Below are 18,335 nucleotides of genomic sequence, written 5' to 3'. Positions count from 1 at the left end.
GCCCGGCATTAATTACTCAGGATGAGAATGCACATGTCAATTTATAAGTACCCCCTGCACCAGGATGTTCTTAGTGCGACACAGGAACGAATAAAATGGACTCTCGAGAATTTACCCAGAACCTGTGTCTCTTTTTCTGGCGGTAAAGACTCCACCGTCATGCTGCATCTGGTTGCCCTTCGGGCGCGACAGATGAAAACAAAAATAGATGTGCTGTTTATCGACTGGGAAGCGCAATTTTCTTATACCATCGCCCACATTGAACATATGCGCGAATTGTACAGCGATGTCATTGACCATTTCTGGTGGGTGGCCCTCCCCCTGACAACGCAAAATTCCCTGTCGCAATTTCAGCCAGAGTGGCAATGCTGGGAACCGGGCACCCGTTGGGTTCGCCAGCCTCCTGAAGATGCAGTAACCGATCCCACTTTTTTTCCTTTCTACCAGCCAGGCATGACGTTTGAAGTCTTTGTTCGCAGTTTCTCCGACTGGTATTCACGCAACCGCCCGGCGGCCGTACTGATTGGTATTCGTGCTGATGAATCCTACAACCGTTTTCTGGCTATCGCTTCAGCACGAAAGCAGCGGTTTGCCGACGATAAACCCTGGACGACCGTCGCGCCGGGGGGGCATGCCTGGTATATCTACCCTCTCTACGACTGGAAAACCGCCGATATCTGGACCTGGTTCGCTAAATCGGGGAGTTGCTATAACCCACTCTATGACCTGATGTTTCAGGCCGGTGTGCCGCCACGCTACATGCGCATCTGCGAACCCTTTGGCCCGGAACAGCGTCAGGGATTATGGCTCTACCACGTTGTAGAACCCGAACGCTGGGCAATGATGTGCGAGCGCGTCAGCGGCGTGCGCAGCGGGGGGATTTACGCCGGGCACGATAACCATTTTTACGGCCACCGGAAAATCCTGAAACCCGAACACCTCTGCTGGCGCGAATATGCCATGCTGCTCCTCGACAGCATGCCGCAAAATACCGCTGAGCATTACCGCAATAAAATCGCCGTTTATCTGCACTGGTATCAGAAGAGAGGCATAGAGGATATTCCCGATACGCAGGACGGTGATATCGGTGCCAAAGACATTCCCTCCTGGCGTCGTATTTGCAAGGTTATCCTTAATAACGACTACTGGTGCAGAGCGCTATCGTTCAGCCCAAATAAACCCAAACATTATCAGCGCTACAGCGACAGAGTGAAGGCAAAACGCAAGGAGTGGGGAATATTATGCGACAAAGACTAATCACCGAGATGGAAACGTACCTTCAGTCACTTCCCGAAGAGGATCGCATTAACGCCATAAATGCTTTTCGCGAAGCGATCCATAAAAACAGCCCTTTTCGCGAGCAACCGATAGACTGCGTCCTCTGGATCAGACAGGACGCTATTAGCGCTAACGACTACAACCCCAATAACGTGGCTCCTCCAGAAAAGCGGCTGCTCAGTAAGTCGCTGGAACTCGATGGATTCACCCAACCTATTGTTGTGACCGAAAGCGAACCGCAACATTACGAAATTGTGGATGGATTTCATCGGCATGAAATTGGCAAAAACCGGGCGGCATTGAAGCACCAGCTTAAGGGATACCTCCCCGTCACCTGCCTACGCCAGGATCGACAGGATAAACATAACCGTATGGCCGCAACCATTCGGCACAACCGGGCGCGGGGTCGACACCAGATTAACGCAATGTCGGAGATCGTTCGCGAACTGGTGCAGCTTGGCTGGAATGACGAGAGAATAAGCAAGGAGCTGGGAATGGACAGCGATGAAGTCTTGCGCCTCAAGCAAATCAACGGCCTGCTGGAGCTGTTTGCAGACCGCCGTTACTCAGAAGCCTGGACGGTGAAATAATCAGAGCGTGTTCAGACGCTCCGCCGCGGCCAGCAGCGTCGATTCCTGCTTCGCAAAGCAGAGACGGATCAGCTTGTGCGGGAAGGGATCGGCGCAGAACACCGACAGCGGAATGGCGGCCACGCCGACCTCTTTCGTCAGCCACTGGCAGAAACTGACGTCGTCCAAATCGGAAATGGCGCTGTAATCGGCCAGCAGGAAGTAGGTTCCTTCAGACGGCAAAATTTCCAGGCGGCTTTGGCCCAGCGCCGTCACAAACAGATCCCGGCGTGCACGGTAAAAATCCGGCAGGTCGCGATAGTGCTGTGGTTCAGCGCGCAGCATATCTGCCAGCGCCAGCTGAGCCGGAGTATTTACGGCAAACGTCAGGTACTGGTGCACCTTGCGCAGCTCAGCGCTGATGGCGGCGGGCGCCACGCAGTACCCCACCTTCCAGCCGGTCATATGATAAGTTTTACCGAATGACGAGACGGCTACGGCGCGTTCACGAAGCTGCGGATGAGCCAGCACGCTGGCGTGCCCTTCTTTCGCGAAACAGATGTGCTCATACACCTCGTCGCTCAGGACATAGATTTCACGTTCGGCGATGGCCTGCCACAGCGCGGCAAAATCGCCCTTTTGCCACACCGTCGCCGACGGGTTGTGCGGCGTATTCAGAATAACCAGACGGGTTTTGTCACTCAGCAGCGCCGCGAACGCCTGCCAGTCCGGACGGAAATGCGGCGGCTGCAGCGCCACGCGTTTCACCACGCCGCCGGAAAGTTCAACCGCAGGCGCGTAGCTGTCATAGCTCGGGTCAAAGCAGATCACCTCATCGCCCGCGCGCACCAGCGCGGTAATGGCCGCATACAGCGCTTCGGTCGCCCCTGCCGTCACCGTGATCTCGCTGTTCGCATCAGGCTTATGGCCGTACAACTCCGCCGTTTTATCCGCAATGGCCTCCCGCAGCGCCTGCACGCCGGTCATCGGCGCATACTGGTTCGCCCCCTGCGCAACGTGGTACGCCAGGCGCTCCTGCAAATAGCCTGGCCCGTCAAAATCCGGGAACCCTTGCGAAAGGTTAATGGCGTTGTGCTGCTGCGCCAGGGCGCTCATCTGCGTAAAAATGGTGGTACCGAGACCGGGAAGTTTACTCTGCGGGATCAATGCGTTATTGCTCATTTTGTTTTGCCTGCTTGTAATACTTATGTTGCTGCCACTATAACACGATGTTAGTCTTTGGCAATCAAGACGCTTAGACGTCTATACCCTAAATAATTCGAGTTGCAGGAAGGCGGCAAGGGAACGAATCCCCGGGAGCGTACAAAAGTACGTGACTGGGGTGAGTGAGTGCAGCCAACGCACCTGCAACTTGAAGTATGACGGGTATAAACCATATGAATATTCCTGGCCGCGAGGGTAAAAGGAAATGACAGACAACCTGCAACTCACACATCTGGTCGACGCCTGCCGCTGGATTGGCGCTAAAGGCTGGGCTCCCGCCACCGGCGGCAACATGTCGGTGCGCCAGGACGAACGCCTGTGCTGGCTCAGCGAATCCGGTAAAGACAAAGGCAGCCTGACGACGGAAGATTTTTTGCAGGTTGAAATCGCCACCAACCGCGCGCCGTCCGGTCGAAAACCGTCGGCGGAAACCGGACTGCACACCCTCATCTATCGCCTGTTCCCGCAGGCCAACGCCGTCCTGCACGTTCATACCGTTAACGCCACGGTGCTGTCGCGTCTGGTCAAAGATACCGAGCTGAACATCAGCGGCTTTGAGATGCAAAAATCGCTCTCCGGGCAGACCACGCATCTGGATACAGTCGCCATTCCGGTATTTGATAACGATCAGGACATCGATGCCCTCGCCTCGCGAATCGCCCATTACGCCCAGGAACGCCCGCTTAATTATGGTTTTCTTCTGCGCGGTCATGGCTTAACCTGCTGGGGACGCGACGTGGCCGAGGCCCGGCGTCATCTGGAAGGACTAGAATTCTTATTTGAATGCGAAATGCGTTTACGACAACTGGAGAGAGTATGATTCGCGCGATTGTGACGGATATTGAAGGGACCACCAGCGATATTCGTTTTGTCCATGATGTTTTGTTCCCCTACGCGCGTGAGCGGCTGGCGGCCTTTGTGACCGCGCAGCAGTACGCCGAGCCGGTCAAATCCATTCTGGACAACCTGCGTGATGAAATCGGTAGTCCGCACGCCAGCGTCAGCGAGCTTATCGAGGCCCTTTTTGCCTTTATGGATGAGGACCGCAAATCGACGGCGCTGAAAGCGCTGCAGGGGATCGTCTGGCACGACGGCTACGTGAACGGCGACTTTACCGGCCACCTTTACCCGGACGTGCTGCCCGCGCTGGAAAAGTGGAAAGCGCAGGGGATTGATCTCTATGTATATTCCTCTGGCTCCGTCGCCGCGCAGAAACTGTTATTTGGCTACAGCGACGAAGGTGATATTACTCATCTGTTCAGCGGCTATTTTGATACCCACATCGGTGCCAAGCGCGAGGTGCAGTCTTATCAAAACATTGCGGCGCAAACGGGCATCGCCCCGTCGCAGATCCTGTTCCTGTCTGATATCCATCAGGAGCTGGACGCGGCTGAACGGGCAGGCTTTCGCACGCTGCAGCTGATTCGCGGCGATGATGACGGCGCAAGCCATCACCATCAGGTCCACCAGTTTGACGAGATTAATCCGGAGCAGATCCCTTCATGAGCGCATTGACCATTTATTCCGACAAAGACGCCAGCCAGCCGCAGTGGCACAGCACCGACGCCGCCGAGATCGCCCAGCAACTGAACGCTAAAGGCGTACGTTTTGAACGTTGGGACGCGGATCGTGATTTAGGGCAGGATCCCGCGCCCGAGGCAGTGATCGCCGCGTATCAGCATGCCATCGACAAGCTGGTGGCGGAGAAAGGCTATCAGAGCTGGGACGTAATCAGCCTGCGCGCCGACAATCCGCAGAAAGAGGCGCTGCGCGCGAAGTTCCTGAACGAACACACCCACGGCGAGGACGAAGTGCGCTTCTTCGTGGAAGGCGCAGGGCTGTTCTGCCTGCACATTGGCGATGAGGTGTATCAGGTGCTGTGCGAGAAAAACGACCTGATTTCCGTTCCCGCGGGCACGCCGCACTGGTTTGATATGGGCTCAGAGCCGAACTTTACCGCCATTCGTATTTTCGATAACCCGGAGGGCTGGGTGGCCCAGTTTACGGGCGATGCGATCGCGGATGCGTATCCAAGGCTGGCATAGGTAAAAGCAAAACGGCAGCTATAGCTGCCGTTTTTAGTGTTTGCTCCCTCTCCCTGTGGGAGAGGGTCGGGGTGAGGGCATCAGGCCGCTCGAGCTTCAACGCTCCAGTCCCTTCACATATCCCACCAGCTGATCCAGCACAATCCCCCATCCTTCGTGGAAGCCCATCTGTTCATGCTGCTCGCGGATTTCCTTCGTCGGATGGCGCGCAATCGCCGTGTAGCGGGTTTTGCCCTCGCCCACATCCTCAAGCAGCAGGATCGCCGTCATAAACGGCTTCTCGGCCGGCTTCCAGCCTTCGGTATAGCCGTCGGTAAAGACCAGCTTTTTACCCGGGTCGATTTCAAGAAACACGCCCCGGTTATCCATCCGCTGACCGTCTACCTCAAACACGGTGTTGAACCGCCCGCCCACCCGCAGGTCGAGGTCGCATTCGGTCACCTTATGGGGAGCAGGAATGAAGAAGTTTTTGATGTGCTCCGGCGTAGTCCAGCAGAGCCACAGCAGGTCACGCGGTGCGTCCACCACACGCTCCAGTTTTAAGTCAGTTTCAGGATCGAGCGTCACGATATTGTCCTCGTAAGGGAACCCCTTAAAGGATAGCCGGACTCAGGCAAATTTCCCGTTTGCCACCTCTTCCGGTGTGACCACGCCCGTATCCAGCACCCAGCCGCTAATCAGCGAGGCAGGTGTAACGTCAAACGCCGGGTTATAGACCTGCGCGTCTTCCGGCGCCCACTGCACTGCGCCAAAGCTTCCGGCTACGCCCATCACCTCGCTGGCGGCGCGCTGCTCAATCGGGATCGCGTCACCGTTCGGGCAGTCCGGGTCGAGGGTCGTTTGCGGGGCAGCAACGTAGAACGGAATGCCGTGGAATTTCGCCAGCACCGCCAGAGAATAGGTGCCGATCTTGTTCGCCACGTCGCCGTTGGCGGCAATGCGGTCTGCGCCCACCCACACAGCGTCTACCTGCCCTTTCGCCATCAGGCTGGCGGCCATGGAGTCGGTAATCAGCTGGTACGGCACACCCAGCTCGCCGAGCTCCCACGCTGTCAATCTACCGCCCTGCAGCAGCGGACGGGTTTCATCGACCCAGACGCTGCTTACGTTACCCTCCTGGTGCGCGCGAGCAATCACGCCCAGCGCGGTGCCGACGCCCGCCGTTGCCAGCCCGCCGGTGTTGCAGTGGGTCAGCAGGCGGCTGCCGGGCTTCACCAGCGCGCTGCCGGCTTTCGCTATCGCGTCGCAAAGCCGTTTGTCTTCGTCAATCAGGCGCAGCGCTTCGGCCACCAGCGCCGGAACATAATCTTCCTGCCACAGGGCAATCTTCATGCGGTCGAGGTTGTTCATCAGGTTCACCGCCGTCGGGCGGGATGCGCGCAGGGTTTCGAGCGCCACCGCCAGCTCGTCGCGGCTTTTACCGTTTTCCGCCAGCAGCGCCAGCAGCAGGCTTGCAGAGAGACCAATCAGCGGCGCGCCGCGCACCCGCAGGGCATGAATGTGCCCAACCAGCGCCTCGACCGTCGAAGCATCCAGCCAGCGTTTCTCCTGCGGAAGCGCCTGCTGGTCGAGAATAAAGAGCTGATTATCCCCCACCCGCAGGCTGGTCGTCTGTAATGTCTGCATGTCGTTAATTCCCTGTTGCGTTGTTGTAGCACATTGTGTCAGGATGAAATCCAGATGTATAGACGTCTACATGTCTTAATTAGGAAATTCGTGAGGAGCAGGCCATGTCGCAATACCGTACCTTTACCGCTCAGGACGCCGTGGAGTATGCCAGGCAGTTTGGCGGGCTTGACGATCCTTCATCGCTGGTAGAGGCGCAGGAGGTAGGCGACGGCAACCTCAATCTGGTTTTTAAAATTTTCGACAGCGCGGGCGTGAGCCGCATCATCGTTAAGCAGGCTCTGCCCTACGTGCGCTGCGTCGGGGAGTCCTGGCCGCTGACGCTGGACCGCGCCCGCCTTGAAGCGCAAACCCTGGTCGAGCACTACCGGCACAGCCCGCAGCACACCGTGAAAATCCACCATTTTGACCCGGAACTGGCGGTAATGGTGATGGAAGATCTCTCCAGCCATCGCATCTGGCGCGGCGAGCTGATCAACAACATTTACTACCCGCAGGCGGCGCAGCAGCTGGGCGAATATCTCGCGCACGCGCTGTTCCACACCAGCGATTTCTACCTGCACCCGCACGAGAAAAAAGCGCAGGTGGCGAAGTTCATCAACCCGGAGATGTGCGAGATCACCGAAGATCTGTTCTTCAACGATCCGTACCAGATCCACGAGCGCAACAGCTACCCGGCCGAGCTGGAAAATGACGTCGCCGCCCTGCGCGACGACGCCCAACTTAAAGTTGCCGTAGCCTCCCTGAAGCACCGCTTCTTCTCGCACGCCGAAGCGCTGCTGCACGGGGACATCCATAGCGGCTCAATTTTTGTCGCCGACGGCAGCCTGAAGGCCATCGACGCCGAGTTTGGCTATTTCGGGCCGATTGGCTTTGACATCGGCACCGCCATCGGCAACCTGCTGCTGAACTTCTGCGGCCTGCCGGGGCATCTGGGCATTCGCGATGCTGCCGCCGCTCGCGAGCAGCGCCTGACCGATATTCAGGAGCTGTGGAACACCTTTGCGGAGCGCTTCCAGGCGCTGGCAAACGAGAAATCCCGCGACGCCGCGCTCAGCGCGCCAGGCTATGCCTCCGCGTTCCTGAAAAAAGTATGGCATGACGCCATCGGCTTCTGCGGTACCGAGCTCATTCGCCGCAGCGTCGGGCTTTCCCACGTGGCGGATATCGACACCATCCAGGATGAAGCCATGCGCCACGAGTGCCTGCGCCACGCGATAACGCTCGGTAAAGCGCTGATTGTCATTGCCGACCGCATCGACAGCGCGGAAGAGCTGGTAGCACGAGTGCGGCAGTACAGCTGATTTTTCCCCTCTCCCCTTTGGGGAGAGGGTCAGGGTGAGGGGCAACAACCGCCCTCACCCCAAATACTCAATCACCGACAGCCCGCCGTTATAATCCGTGCTGTAGATAATTCCCTGCGCGTCCACAAACACGTCACAGGACTGGATCACCTGCGGGCGATTCGGCCGCGTGTCCATCATTCTCTCCGGCGCGGCGGGCACCAGCGCCCCGGTTTCCACCGGTCGATACGGGTTGGAAATGTCATATGCGCGCACGCCCGCGTTCTGATACGTCGCAAAAATCAGCGTCGAGCTGACAAAGCTCCCGGGCCGGTTCTCGTGCAGGTTGTGCGGGCCAAAGTGCGCCCCTTTCGCCATGTAGTCGGTTTCATCCGGCTGCGGGAAGGTCGAGATGCTTACCGGGTTCGACGGCTCGCGGATATCAAACAGCCAGATGAGCTTCTCGCCGTCCTGCTGGTTATCCAGCACCGCTTCGTCCAGCACCACCAGCAGGGAGCGGTCCGGCAGCGGCAGCGCGGTGTGCGTCCCGCCGCCAAACGGCGGGCTCCAGTTACGGTGGCTAATGAGCTTCGGCTGACTGCGGTCTTTCACGTCCAGCAGCGTCAGGCCGCCGTCGCGCCAGCTGCCGTAGGCGGTATCGCCCGCGATAATCGCGTGGTGCAGCGCGTAGCGTTTCCCTTCCGGCCAGTTCGGCTGTTCGCCTGCGGACTGGTTCATCCCCGGTAGCCACCAGCGCCCCGCTACCTCGGGCTTACGCGGGTCCGCCAGGTCGATGGTCAGGAAGATGTAGTCAGTAAAGCCGTCGATCAGCGCCGACACGTAGGCCCAGCGCCCGCCAACGTACCAGATGCGGTGAATGCCGATGCCGCTTAGCGACAGAAAGCCGATTTCACGCGGCCTGTCCGGCGTGGAGATATCGAACACTCGAAGCCCGGCGCTCCAGCCTTTGTCCTGCACGTCGCTGACGGTCTCCCCCACCTGGCGGGTGTAGTAGACCTTCTCGTCGGCAAAGCGGGCATCGGCAAACAGATCCCGGGCGTTGATCACCAGCAGCAGGTCGTCATGCGCCTGCAGGTGCACGTTCCAGGTGCCGGGCGGCGCAGGCACGTAGCCCGCCGCTTTCGGGTTTTTCGGGTCGCGCACGTCAACAATCGAAAAGCCCTGCGACACCATATGGCCGATATAGGCGAAACCGCGATGCACCATCAGCTGCACGCCATCCGGACGACCGCCCTGGTCGCTGTGGCCAATCAGCCGCATATTGCGGCTGTATTCTGGCGTAGGAAGCATGCTCATTTATTTTTCGCTTCCAGCGTCGCAAACCACGGCGCGATAAAATCTTCCGTCTGGCCCCAGCCCGGAATGATTTTCCCCAGAGACGCCACGTTCACCGCCCCTGGCTGGGCGGTCAGCAGCGCCTGCGGAATGGCCGCCGCTTTGAAATCGTAAGTTGCTGGCGTCGCTTCCCCGGCAATCTTATTGGCGATCAGGCGCACGTTGGTCGCGCCAATCAGCTTCGGATCCACCGCCACGCTCACTGCCCACGGGCTGCCCGGTTCGCGCATCAGCTGCAGATCCTGGTTGGAGATGTCGATGCTGTAGAGCTTGATCTCGGTGCGTCCATTTTCTTTCAGCGCCTTATACGCGCCCTGGCTAAAAGCGTCCCAGGTGCCCCAGATGGCGTCGATTTTGCCCTTCGGGTATTTCGCCAGGATCGCACCCACCTTGTTGGCGGTATCGCCCTGCACATCAGAGGAGACGGCGCCGATGGACTCCAGCTCTTTAATATCCGGGTACTGCTTTTGCAGCGCTTTATAGGCTGCCTGACGGCGCTCCATCGGCGGGAAGCCCGCGACCCACAGCTTGACGATATTGGCCTTGCCGTTGAAATCTTTCGCCAGCTGGCCGAAAGAGAGGTTCGTCAGAGAGGCATCGTCCTGCTGGGTGACGGTCACGCCCGGGATCTCGCCGTTAACGGCGGTATCAAAGACGGCGACTTTGATACCGGCATCCACCGCTTTCTTCACCAGCGCGGTGGAGTACGGATCGCGCCCCTGAGAGAGAATAATCCCGTCATACTTCTGGCTGATGGCCTGGTTAACGAAGTCCTGGAATTTGGCGTCATCGCCGTTGCTTAAAAAGGTGCTGACCTTAAAGCCGAGCTTTTTCCCTTCCTGAATCGCCCCGGCAACAAACTGCGTGGTGTTGTCGTCCGAGCCCAGGTTACGGATCACCGCGATGCGAATGGGGCCGTCATGGTTCGCAATGGCAGCCGGAAGCGGCGCGGGTGTTGCTGCAAAGCCCGGCAGAGCAGTGAGCAATCCAAGTGCCACCAAGGAGAGTGCAATCTTTTTCATTTTTTATCCCGTTGTGTTGTCAGCGTTTTTGTATGTAGGTAATCGCCAGCGCCACCGCGAGCACCAGCCCTTTTATAATGTCCATGGCGTAATACGGCACGGAGAGCATCACCAGCCCGTTCGACAGCACGCCGAGAATGACCGCCCCGACCAGGGTGCCCAGCGCGTTCGGCTTGCCGGAGCCTGCCAGCGAGAAGCCAATCCACGCCGCCGCCACCGCATCCATCAGGTATCCGCCGCCCGCATTCACCTGCGACGAACCGATGCGCGAAGCCAGCAAAATCCCGCCCAGTCCCGCCAGCAGCGAGGCAATCACGTAGGCCGCCACCTTGTAGCGCGTGGTGCGAATGCCGGAGAGGCGCGCCGCTTCCGGGTTGCCACCAATGGCGTACATACGACGTCCGTGAGTGGTCAACGAAAGGCCAAGCTGCGCCAGCACGGTCACCACCAGCATGACGATCACAATGGTCGGCACCTGCCCCAGCAGGCTAAACGCCGCCGGAATGGTCCCTTCCGCCATGTCGCCGCTCGGCAGCACCATGTTCTCGGTAATCGACCCGCCGTAGCTGTAGGTCATCGCCACGCCCTGAATGACGAACAGGCTGGCAAGCGTGGCAAGCATGTCCGGAATACGCAGGATGACGATCAGAAAGGCGTTAAACAGCCCCACCAGCGTGCAGAGCGCGAGGGTGATCAGAATCGACTCGGTGGTACCTAAGCCGTGCCAGACGAAAAGGGAAATCACCAGCGCGTTCGCCAGCGACGCGGTGGAGCCCACGGAGAGATCGAACCCGCCAACGGTCAACGAAATTGACACGCCAACGGCAATCACCGTCACGATGGCAATCGAGCGCAGAATGTTGATGATGTTGTTCGGATCGAGGAAGCTGTCCGACGCCAGGCCAAAGACGGCCACCAGCGCGACGACGGTCAACAGCATGCCCCACCTGTAGAGAAAATCAAAAAGTTGCTGACGGCCAGACGCTGCCGCCGTTACTGAAAGGGCCTTGCTCACGACGCCGTTCCTCCGGTTGAATAATAAAGTAGTGTCTCTTCGCGGGCCTCCGCCCCGGCGATTTCCGCCACGATACGCCCGTCCCACAGCACGCAGATGCGGTCGCACAATCCCACCAGTTCAGCAAATTCGCCCGAGGCGTAAATCACCCCTTTGCCCTCGCGCGCCAGGCCGTCAATCAGCTGGAACAGGTCGGTTTTGGCCTTCACGTCCACGCCCTTGGTCGGCTCGTCGAATATCAGCACGCTGGCGTCATTGCGCAGCCATTTACCGATGGCGACCTTCTGCTGGTTGCCACCGGACAGACGTCGCAGCACCTGCCCCGGCCCACGGGCGCGCACGCCGACGCGGGCAATCACCTCTTCCGCCCAGCGCCACGCCTGACGATGGCCGAACAGGCTCCAGCGCGAAAAGCTGTTATCGGCGCACACGGCAAGGTTCATGCTCACCGGCTCGTCGATAAAAATGCCCTCTTTGCGCCGCTCCTCCGGCACCAGCGCCAGCCCGCGCAGCACCGAATCCGCCGGGTCCCGCGGGGTCCAGGCCTGATGATTCAGCTCACCGCGCGCCACGCGGCTTTTGGTGGCGCCAAACAGCGCCTTGCAAAGTTCGGTTTTCCCCGCCCCCGCCAGCCCGGCAATCCCGAGGATTTCGCCTTTGCGCAGGTGCAGGGAGATATCTTTCAGCAGCGCGTCGTCGTGCAGCCCCTCAACGCGCAGCAGCGTCTCTTCGCCGTGCGGGGGCCGCGCGGGCGGATAGATATCGCTCAGCACGTGGCCGAGCATCTTCTCGACGATCGCTTCGCCGCTAAGATCGGCCATCGGGCCGGATTCGATCAGCCTGCCGTCGCGCAGCACCGTTAAGGTGTCGCAGATGGCCTTCAGCTCGTGAATGCGGTGGGAGATAAACACCACGCCGATGCCCTGCTGCTTTAAACGTCTCACCACCGTAAACAGACGCTCGCTCTCGTGCGCGTCCAGCGGCGCGGTGGGTTCATCAAGAATCAAAAAACGGCAGTGATGAGACAAGGCGCGCGCCAGCAAAATCTGCTGCTTTTCGGCCAGCGAACAGCTGTCGATGGAACGGCGCACGTCCAGCGTAACGTCAAGCTGCGCCAGCGCCTGCCTCGCCTGCTGGCGGACGCCGCGCCAGTTGAAGCGATGCCCGGGCAGCGCCAGTTGGTCGAGCATAATGTTTTCAGCGATGCTTAACCCCGGGATCAGCGCCACATCCACCTCCTGCTGTACGAGGTGGATCCCCAGCCGTTTGGCATCAAGCGGTTCACGGATGCTCACCGGCTGATTGTTGATGCTGATCTCGCCCTCATAGTGGTCGTGCGTGCCGCACAGCACCGCCATCAGGGTCGATTTCCCCGCGCCGTTGGCACCGGTCAGCGCATGTACCGACCCGCCGCTCAGCGTAAAGTCGACGCGCGACAGAGCCTCAAAGCCGGAAAAGGCCAGGCTGATACCGCGCATTTCAAGGCGACTGGAAACCATCCGCGTAAATCCTTCATTACTCTTCTGATTTATCGAATTTTTCACAGCTCCGGTTGACTGACAACGACGGAAAAGGCATAACTTAAAGCGAAATATTATTAGCCATCCGGATGTCCAGACATAACATCGGGTTAGCGCTTGCTAAAAAGGACAACACCATGAGCAACACCGATATCCGCGTCGTGCCCGGCCCGGCGAACTACTTCTCTCATCCCGGAAGCCTTGCGCAGCTGGATAACTTCTTTACCCCGGAACAGCTTTCCCGCGCGGTGTGGATCTACGGCGAGCGCGCTATCGAAGGTGCGCGCCCGTTCCTGCCGGAGAGCTTTAACGCGCCGGGGGCGAAACACCTGCTGTTTAAAGGCCACTGCAGCGAGCGCGACGTCACCCATCTGGTGAACGAGTCCGGCAGCGACGCCAGCGTGGTGATTGGCATCGGCGGCGGCGCGGTACTGGATACCGTCAAGGCCGTGGCGCGCCGCTTAGGGGTGCCGTTTGTGGGCATCCCTACCATTGCCGCCACCTGCGCGGCGTGGACCCCGCTCTCCGTCTGGTACAACGATGCCGGTCAGGCGCTGCATTTTGAGATCTTCGACGACGCCAACTTCCTGGTGCTGGTGGAGCCGCAGATCGTCCTTAACGCCCCGGCGGAATATCTGCTGGCGGGCATCGGCGATACGCTGGCGAAGTGGTATGAGGCGGTAGTGCTTGCCCCGCAGCCTGAAAATCTGCCGCTAACGGTGCGGCTGGGCATCAACGGCGCGCTGGCGATCCGCGACGTGCTGCTGGAACACAGTGAGCAAGCGCTGGCCGACCAGCAGCGCGGTGAACAGACGCAGGCGTTCCGGGACGTGGTGGATGCGATTATCGCCGGCGGCGGGATGGTCGGCGGCCTGGGCGAACGCTATACGCGCGTGGCGGCAGCGCATGCGGTACACAACGGCTTAACCGTGCTGCCGCAGACGGAAAAATACCTGCACGGCACCAAGGTAGCCTACGGCATTCTGGTGCAGAGCGCCCTGCTCGGTCAGGACGACGTGCTGGCGCAGCTGGTGGCGGCGTACCAGCGCTTTAACCTGCCGACCACGCTTCGCGAGCTGGACGTCGACATTAATAACCGGAAAGCGCTGGATAAGGTCATTGCCCACACCCTGCGCCCGGTGGAGTCGATTCACTATCTGCCGGTTGCGTTAACGCCTGACGTCCTGCGCGCCGCGTTTGAGAAAGTGGAATCCTTCAGCCGTTAATCTCGCCGACAGGCTATACCTAATGATGATTCTTACCACTTTCGTAACGAGGTCATCATGCAGATCGATTTAACAGGTAAAAAGGCGCTGGTTACCGGCGCCAGCCGCGGGTTGGGTCGGGCAATTGCACTCTCGCTGGCGCGCGCCGGTGCGGATGTGATTATTACGTATGAAAAATCGGCCGATAAAGCCCAGGCGGTCGCCGATGAGATTAAGGCACTGGGACGACATAGCGAAGCCGTGCAGGCGGACAGCGCCAGCGCACAGGCGATTCAGGATGCCGTCACCCATGCGGCGCGTTCCCTTGGCGGGCTGGACATTCTGGTCAACAACGCCGGGATCGCGCGCGGCGGCCCGCTGGAGTCCATGACGCTGGCGGACATTGACGCCCTTATCAACGTCAACATCCGCGGCGTGGTGATTGCCATTCAGGAAGCGCTGGTGCACATGTCCGACGGCGGGCGCATCATCAACATCGGCAGCTGTCTGGCAAACCGCGTGGCGCAGCCGGGCATTGCCGTTTACTCGATGACCAAATCTGCCCTTAACTCCCTCACCCGCGGACTGGCCCGTGATTTAGGACCGCGCGGCATTACCGTTAACCTGGTGCACCCCGGCCCGACCAACAGCGATATGAACCCGGAAGACGGGGAACAGGCTGACGCTCAGCGTCAGCTTATTGCGTTGGGTCACTACGGTCAGCCGGAAGACGTCGCGGCGGCGGTCACCTTCCTTGCCAGCCCGGCTGCTGGTCAGATCTCCGGTACCGGTCTGGACGTAGACGGCGGTTTGAACGCCTGATCGCATATTTTCTGCAAGCCTCTGTCGCCCGGCAGAGGCCTTCCCGAGCAGCCTTGAAGGTTTGCGTTTTGCCGCTTTCTCCCGTTTTTTCTCCGCTCTACAGTAGCCCATTAGAAATTCAGAATTTATCTAATAGTCTTATTATTTCCTTATGTTTTGTGTGGGCGTACAGTGGAGGTACGGATGAAGATTGTCTGGTCAAAAACAGCTGAGAAGCAATTTTCTAAAATCGATAATCGGTATCAAAACCGCATTAAATTCAGGCTGGAGAAGATGGATGATAAAGCGTCACCGGTCTCAGATATCAAGAAATTATCTTCTCCCGAAAACCACTTCAGGTTGCGATTAGGCGATTACAGGATCATTTACACCTTCGGGGACCCGCCGGGTGACACCTGTTACGTAGTGGCGGTAAAACGCCGGACAACCACCACCTACCTTCATGAGGAGCATACGGAATATGACTATTCAGTTCATCAAGGATGAAGAAGGAAAAAAACAGTATGTTGTCATTCCCTACGGTGAATATTTTCGCATGCGCTTAGCCATGCTGGAGTACGACGACGATAATGAAAACGACTGGGAAGACATCCCTTACGAATCAGACATCTACGATAACGTAGGTTTACCGGGTGAAGTGTGCGACATCATGCATAACGAGAACGTTAGCCTGCAGGCCGCGTGGCGTATCCTGCGCGGCATGTCCCAGCAAGAGGTGGCTGAGAAACTCGGCATTAGCCAGTCTGCCGTGTCACAGCTGGAAGCGCTGGACTCCAGACCGCAAAAGCGCACCCGCGAAAAGCTGGCGGTCGTCTACGGCTGTAAACAGGAGCAAATCAGCCTCTATTTACCTAAAGAGGGTTAACAGCACTTCGCCCCGCCCTTGCCGCCGTAGCGGGCATCCTGACGGTCGCGGAAAAATTCTTCGTAGGTCATGGGCGTCTGGTCCGGATGGTTGACGCGCATATGCTCGACGTAGTTGTCGTAATCCGGCACACCAATCATCATTTTGGCGGCCTGGCCCAGATACTTACCTGCTTTGGAAAGGGTGTCGAACATAGGTCGTTTCTCGCTATTTCCCCTCACCCTAACCCTCTCCCCAAAGGGGGGGAGGGAATTTGAACACCCTCTCCCCTTTGGGGAGAGGGCCGGGGTGAGGGATATATTTAGTTAAATTAATGCGCCCCTTTCGCCTGGGTGACAATCTCTTCCAGGTTTTCAGGCATTGGCTCGTACGGCGTCTCTTTCGCTGTTGGCTTATCGTTTTTCAACGCCGCCAGCGCGGTCTTGAGAGAATACAACGCCAGCATCACGACCACCACCATAAAGAAGATGGTCAGCCCGGCATCCAGACGGTTGTTAAACACCAGCTGCGACAGCTGGGACTCGGTGTACTGCGCCGGGATCTTACCGCTGTCGATCATCGCCTGGAACTTGTTGGCGATCGCCAGGAAGCCCACCTTGTTGTCCGGGCTGAAGGCTTTCTGCCAGCCCGCCGTCAGGGTACAGATCAGCAGCCACGCGGTGGGCACCAGCGCCACCCAGGCGTAACGCTGGCGCTTCATCTTGAACAGCACCACCGCGCAGAGCATCAGCGCCATGCCTGCCAGCATCTGGTTGGCGATACCGAACAGCGGCCACAGGGTGTTAATCCCGCCCAGCGGATCCACCACGCCCTGGTGCAGGAAGTAGCCCCACGCCAGCACACACAGCGCCGTCGCCAGCAGGTTAGCCGGGAGCGAGTCGGTACGCTTCAGGTTCGGGGAGATCACCCCCAGCAGGTCCTGCAGCATAAAGCGCGCCGCACGGGTTCCCGCATCCACCGCCGTCAGGATAAACAACGCCTCAAAAAGAATGGCGAAGTGATACCAGAACGATACGTCCATCAGCCCGCCCAGCGCGCCGTGGAGGATGTAAGCCATGCCCACCGCAAGCGTAGGCGCTCCGCCCGCACGGGAGATGATCGACTGTTCGCCCACCTCATCAGCAATGTGCGTCAACGTTTCCGGGGTGATCGCAAAGCCCCAGCCGCTCACCACCTGCGCGGCAGAGGCCACCACGTCAGCGGTTCCGGCCGGGGCCAGCACCGCCATCGGGCTGTTCATCGCGAAGTACACGCCCGGGTCAATAATACAGGCGGAAACCAGCGCCATAATCGCCACAAAGGACTCCATCAGCATGCCGCCGTAGCCAATCAGGCAGGCCTGATTTTCATTCGCCAGCATCTTCGGCGTGGTCCCGGAGGCAATCAGCGCGTGGAAGCCCGACACCGCGCCGCAGGCGATGGTGATAAACAGGAACGGGAACAGGTTGCCGGTCCAGACCGGACCGGTACCGTCGATAAATTTGGTCAGCGCCGGCATGGTCAGGGTCGGACGCATAATCAGAATGCCAATCGCCAGCCCGACGATGGTGCCGATTTTCAGGAAGGTAGAGAGGTAGTCACGCGGGGCCAGCAGCAGCCACACCGGCAGCACCGCCGCCACAAACCCGTAGCCCACCAGCATCCAGGTCAGCTGTACGCCGGTAAAGTCGAAGAACGGCGCCCAGGTCGGGCTTTCCGCCACCCAGCCGCCGGAGATAATCGCGAATACCAGGAATACCAGGCCAATCACCGACACTTCACCGATGCGGCCCGGGCGCAGGTAGCGTATGTAGATCCCCATAAACAGCGCCAGCGGAATGGTGAAGGCAACCGTGTAGGTCCCCCACGGGCTGTGGGTCAGCGCCTTCACCACGATCATCGCCAGCACCGCGAGGATGATCACCATGATCATAAAGGTCGCCACGAGGGCAATCACCCCGGCGGTTGCCCCCATCTCCTCTTTCACCAGCTCGCCCAGCGAACGGCCGTCGCGGCGGGTGGAGACGAACAGCACCATAAAGTCCTGCACCGCCCCCGCCAGCACCACGCCCGCGAGGATCCAGATCATCCCCGGCAGGTAGCCCATCTGCGCCGCCAGCACCGGCCCCACCAGCGGACCCGCCCCGGCAATCGCCGCAAAATGGTGACCGAACAGCACTTTTTTGTCGGTCGGCACGTAGTCCAGACCGTCATTGTGGCGCACGGCAGGCGTCATGCGCGTGCCGTCAACCGCCAGCACGGTATTGGCGATATAGCGGCCATAAAAACGGTACGCGATCAGATAAATGCAGACGGAGGCGACGACGATCCAGAGCGCATTGATCTGTTCCCCCCGGTTGAGGGCGATATAGCCCAGGGCAAAGGCTCCCACAACGGAGAGCACCGCCCATGTAAGGTATTTCCCTGAGTTGTTCATAGCTGTTATCCGTTGCTGTGAAACAGTGAGATGTTACATTTTGTTTCTAGAACAACGGATAAAATTTAACAACTTTGAAACGCAATAAT

The 18,335-nt window shown here is 58.9% G+C and carries 19 protein-coding genes; 10 read left to right on the top strand and 9 right to left on the bottom strand.

Going from position 1 to position 18,335, the window contains the following annotated elements; translation table 11 throughout:
• Positions 1 to 33: 33 nt before the first annotated feature.
• Entirely contained in the window at positions 34 to 1,257 is a 1,224-nt protein-coding gene (locus HBM95_06295; protein NIH42550.1) for a phosphoadenosine phosphosulfate reductase, read from the top strand.
• Complete coding sequence (locus tag HBM95_06290; GenBank protein NIH42549.1) at positions 1,242 to 1,868, top strand: ParB-like nuclease domain-containing protein; 627 nt, start codon at positions 1,242 to 1,244, stop codon at positions 1,866 to 1,868. Before HBM95_06295 ends, HBM95_06290 begins: the two co-directional genes overlap by 16 nt.
• Here HBM95_06290 and HBM95_06285 read toward each other — a convergent pair whose 3' ends face one another.
• Positions 1,869 to 3,029 carry a pyridoxal phosphate-dependent aminotransferase gene (locus HBM95_06285; protein NIH42548.1) on the bottom strand — a complete coding sequence of 387 codons (1,161 nt, stop codon included), beginning with the start codon at positions 3,027 to 3,029 and terminating at the stop codon, positions 1,869 to 1,871.
• Between the two features lie 247 nt (positions 3,030 to 3,276).
• On the opposite strand from HBM95_06285, the gene HBM95_06280 reads away from it, so the two are divergent.
• Genes HBM95_06280 through HBM95_06270 form a run of 3 tightly spaced genes read left to right on the top strand, consistent with a single transcriptional unit; the run spans position 3,277 to position 5,116 of the window.
• Positions 3,277 to 3,891: a methylthioribulose 1-phosphate dehydratase gene (locus tag HBM95_06280; protein NIH42547.1), complete on the top strand. Its 615-nt coding sequence runs from the start codon at positions 3,277 to 3,279 to the stop codon at positions 3,889 to 3,891.
• The gene (gene mtnC, locus HBM95_06275) at positions 3,888 to 4,577 is read left to right on the top strand and encodes an acireductone synthase (GenBank protein ID NIH42546.1); all 690 of its coding nucleotides are present in this window, start codon (positions 3,888 to 3,890) and stop codon (positions 4,575 to 4,577) included. The genes HBM95_06280 and mtnC overlap by 4 nt, the downstream gene beginning before the upstream one ends.
• Positions 4,574 to 5,116: an acireductone dioxygenase gene (locus HBM95_06270; GenBank protein ID NIH42545.1), complete on the top strand. Its 543-nt coding sequence runs from the start codon at positions 4,574 to 4,576 to the stop codon at positions 5,114 to 5,116. Before mtnC ends, HBM95_06270 begins: the two co-directional genes overlap by 4 nt.
• Before the next feature lie 96 nt (positions 5,117 to 5,212).
• Here HBM95_06270 and HBM95_06265 read toward each other — a convergent pair whose 3' ends face one another.
• Together HBM95_06265 and mtnA are read right to left on the bottom strand one after the other, a co-directional pair.
• Complete coding sequence (locus tag HBM95_06265; GenBank protein ID NIH42544.1) at positions 5,213 to 5,683, bottom strand: SRPBCC family protein; 471 nt, start codon at positions 5,681 to 5,683, stop codon at positions 5,213 to 5,215.
• 42 nt (positions 5,684 to 5,725) lie between these two features.
• Entirely contained in the window at positions 5,726 to 6,742 is a 1,017-nt protein-coding gene (mtnA, locus tag HBM95_06260) for an S-methyl-5-thioribose-1-phosphate isomerase (protein ID NIH42543.1), read from the bottom strand.
• 104 nt (positions 6,743 to 6,846) lie between these two features.
• On the opposite strand from mtnA, the gene HBM95_06255 reads away from it, so the two are divergent.
• Positions 6,847 to 8,046, top strand: a complete 1,200-nt coding sequence (locus tag HBM95_06255; GenBank protein NIH42542.1) for an S-methyl-5-thioribose kinase — start codon at positions 6,847 to 6,849, stop codon at positions 8,044 to 8,046.
• A 54-nt stretch (positions 8,047 to 8,100) separates the two neighbouring features.
• Here HBM95_06255 and HBM95_06250 read toward each other — a convergent pair whose 3' ends face one another.
• Genes HBM95_06250 through HBM95_06235 form a run of 4 tightly spaced genes read right to left on the bottom strand, consistent with a single transcriptional unit; the run spans position 8,101 to position 12,917 of the window.
• Positions 8,101 to 9,342, bottom strand: coding sequence for a hypothetical protein (locus HBM95_06250; GenBank protein ID NIH42541.1), 1,242 nt, complete (start codon positions 9,340 to 9,342; stop codon positions 8,101 to 8,103).
• On the bottom strand, positions 9,339 to 10,403 hold the full coding sequence (locus HBM95_06245; protein ID NIH42540.1) for a sugar ABC transporter substrate-binding protein: 1,065 nt from the start codon (positions 10,401 to 10,403) through the stop codon (positions 9,339 to 9,341). Before HBM95_06245 ends, HBM95_06250 begins: the two co-directional genes overlap by 4 nt.
• A 19-nt stretch (positions 10,404 to 10,422) precedes the next feature.
• Positions 10,423 to 11,418, bottom strand: a complete 996-nt coding sequence (locus HBM95_06240) for an ABC transporter permease (GenBank protein ID NIH42539.1) — start codon at positions 11,416 to 11,418, stop codon at positions 10,423 to 10,425.
• Complete coding sequence (locus HBM95_06235) at positions 11,415 to 12,917, bottom strand: sugar ABC transporter ATP-binding protein (protein ID NIH42538.1); 1,503 nt, start codon at positions 12,915 to 12,917, stop codon at positions 11,415 to 11,417. The genes HBM95_06240 and HBM95_06235 overlap by 4 nt, the downstream gene beginning before the upstream one ends.
• A gap of 158 nt (positions 12,918 to 13,075) precedes the next feature.
• Between HBM95_06235 and HBM95_06230 the strand changes: the two genes are divergently transcribed.
• From HBM95_06230 to HBM95_06215, 4 genes are all read left to right on the top strand, one after another.
• On the top strand, positions 13,076 to 14,164 hold the full coding sequence (locus HBM95_06230) for an oxidoreductase (GenBank protein ID NIH42537.1): 1,089 nt from the start codon (positions 13,076 to 13,078) through the stop codon (positions 14,162 to 14,164).
• Between the two features lie 57 nt (positions 14,165 to 14,221).
• Positions 14,222 to 14,965, top strand: a complete 744-nt coding sequence (locus HBM95_06225; GenBank protein NIH42536.1) for a 3-oxoacyl-ACP reductase FabG — start codon at positions 14,222 to 14,224, stop codon at positions 14,963 to 14,965.
• Between the two features lie 183 nt (positions 14,966 to 15,148).
• Entirely contained in the window at positions 15,149 to 15,451 is a 303-nt protein-coding gene (locus HBM95_06220; protein ID NIH42535.1) for a type II toxin-antitoxin system RelE/ParE family toxin, read from the top strand.
• Positions 15,426 to 15,830 (top strand): helix-turn-helix transcriptional regulator, encoded by a 405-nt coding sequence (locus HBM95_06215; protein ID NIH42534.1) that lies wholly within the window; start codon positions 15,426 to 15,428, stop codon positions 15,828 to 15,830. Before HBM95_06220 ends, HBM95_06215 begins: the two co-directional genes overlap by 26 nt.
• Here HBM95_06215 and HBM95_06210 read toward each other — a convergent pair.
• A complete protein-coding gene (locus HBM95_06210; protein NIH42533.1) occupies positions 15,827 to 16,024 on the bottom strand; it encodes a YbdD/YjiX family protein in 198 nt (65 codons plus the stop codon). The genes HBM95_06215 and HBM95_06210 overlap by 4 nt on opposite strands.
• Before the next feature lie 116 nt (positions 16,025 to 16,140).
• The gene (cstA, locus tag HBM95_06205) at positions 16,141 to 18,246 is read right to left on the bottom strand and encodes a carbon starvation protein CstA (GenBank protein NIH42532.1); all 2,106 of its coding nucleotides are present in this window, start codon (positions 18,244 to 18,246) and stop codon (positions 16,141 to 16,143) included.
• Positions 18,247 to 18,335 lie beyond the last annotated feature (89 nt).

Source organism: Enterobacter asburiae, assembly GCA_011754535.1.
GTDB lineage: Bacteria > Pseudomonadota > Gammaproteobacteria > Enterobacterales > Enterobacteriaceae > Enterobacter > Enterobacter cloacae_N.
This window is presented reverse-complemented; position numbering and strand designations above follow the sequence as displayed.

Excerpts from the sequence above, each read along its gene's own strand:
- HBM95_06280 (NIH42547.1), top strand. The coding sequence starts at position 3,277 with ATGACAGACAACCTGCAACTCACACATCTGGTCGACGCCTGCCGCTGG.
- HBM95_06220 (NIH42535.1), top strand. The coding sequence starts at position 15,149 with ATGAAGATTGTCTGGTCAAAAACAGCTGAGAAGCAATTTTCTAAAATC.
- HBM95_06225 (NIH42536.1), top strand. The coding sequence starts at position 14,222 with ATGCAGATCGATTTAACAGGTAAAAAGGCGCTGGTTACCGGCGCCAGC.
- HBM95_06250 (NIH42541.1), bottom strand. The coding sequence starts at position 9,342 with ATGAGCATGCTTCCTACGCCAGAATACAGCCGCAATATGCGGCTGATT.
- HBM95_06235 (NIH42538.1), bottom strand. The coding sequence starts at position 12,917 with ATGGTTTCCAGTCGCCTTGAAATGCGCGGTATCAGCCTGGCCTTTTCC.
- HBM95_06215 (NIH42534.1), top strand. The coding sequence starts at position 15,426 with ATGACTATTCAGTTCATCAAGGATGAAGAAGGAAAAAAACAGTATGTT.
- HBM95_06290 (NIH42549.1), top strand. The coding sequence starts at position 1,242 with ATGCGACAAAGACTAATCACCGAGATGGAAACGTACCTTCAGTCACTT.
- HBM95_06230 (NIH42537.1), top strand. The coding sequence starts at position 13,076 with ATGAGCAACACCGATATCCGCGTCGTGCCCGGCCCGGCGAACTACTTC.
- mtnA (NIH42543.1), bottom strand. The coding sequence starts at position 6,742 with ATGCAGACATTACAGACGACCAGCCTGCGGGTGGGGGATAATCAGCTC.
- HBM95_06245 (NIH42540.1), bottom strand. The coding sequence starts at position 10,403 with ATGAAAAAGATTGCACTCTCCTTGGTGGCACTTGGATTGCTCACTGCT.
- HBM95_06295 (NIH42550.1), top strand. The coding sequence starts at position 34 with ATGTCAATTTATAAGTACCCCCTGCACCAGGATGTTCTTAGTGCGACA.
- mtnC (NIH42546.1), top strand. The coding sequence starts at position 3,888 with ATGATTCGCGCGATTGTGACGGATATTGAAGGGACCACCAGCGATATT.
- HBM95_06255 (NIH42542.1), top strand. The coding sequence starts at position 6,847 with ATGTCGCAATACCGTACCTTTACCGCTCAGGACGCCGTGGAGTATGCC.
- HBM95_06285 (NIH42548.1), bottom strand. The coding sequence starts at position 3,029 with ATGAGCAATAACGCATTGATCCCGCAGAGTAAACTTCCCGGTCTCGGT.
- HBM95_06270 (NIH42545.1), top strand. The coding sequence starts at position 4,574 with ATGAGCGCATTGACCATTTATTCCGACAAAGACGCCAGCCAGCCGCAG.
- cstA (NIH42532.1), bottom strand. The coding sequence starts at position 18,246 with ATGAACAACTCAGGGAAATACCTTACATGGGCGGTGCTCTCCGTTGTG.
- HBM95_06210 (NIH42533.1), bottom strand. The coding sequence starts at position 16,024 with ATGTTCGACACCCTTTCCAAAGCAGGTAAGTATCTGGGCCAGGCCGCC.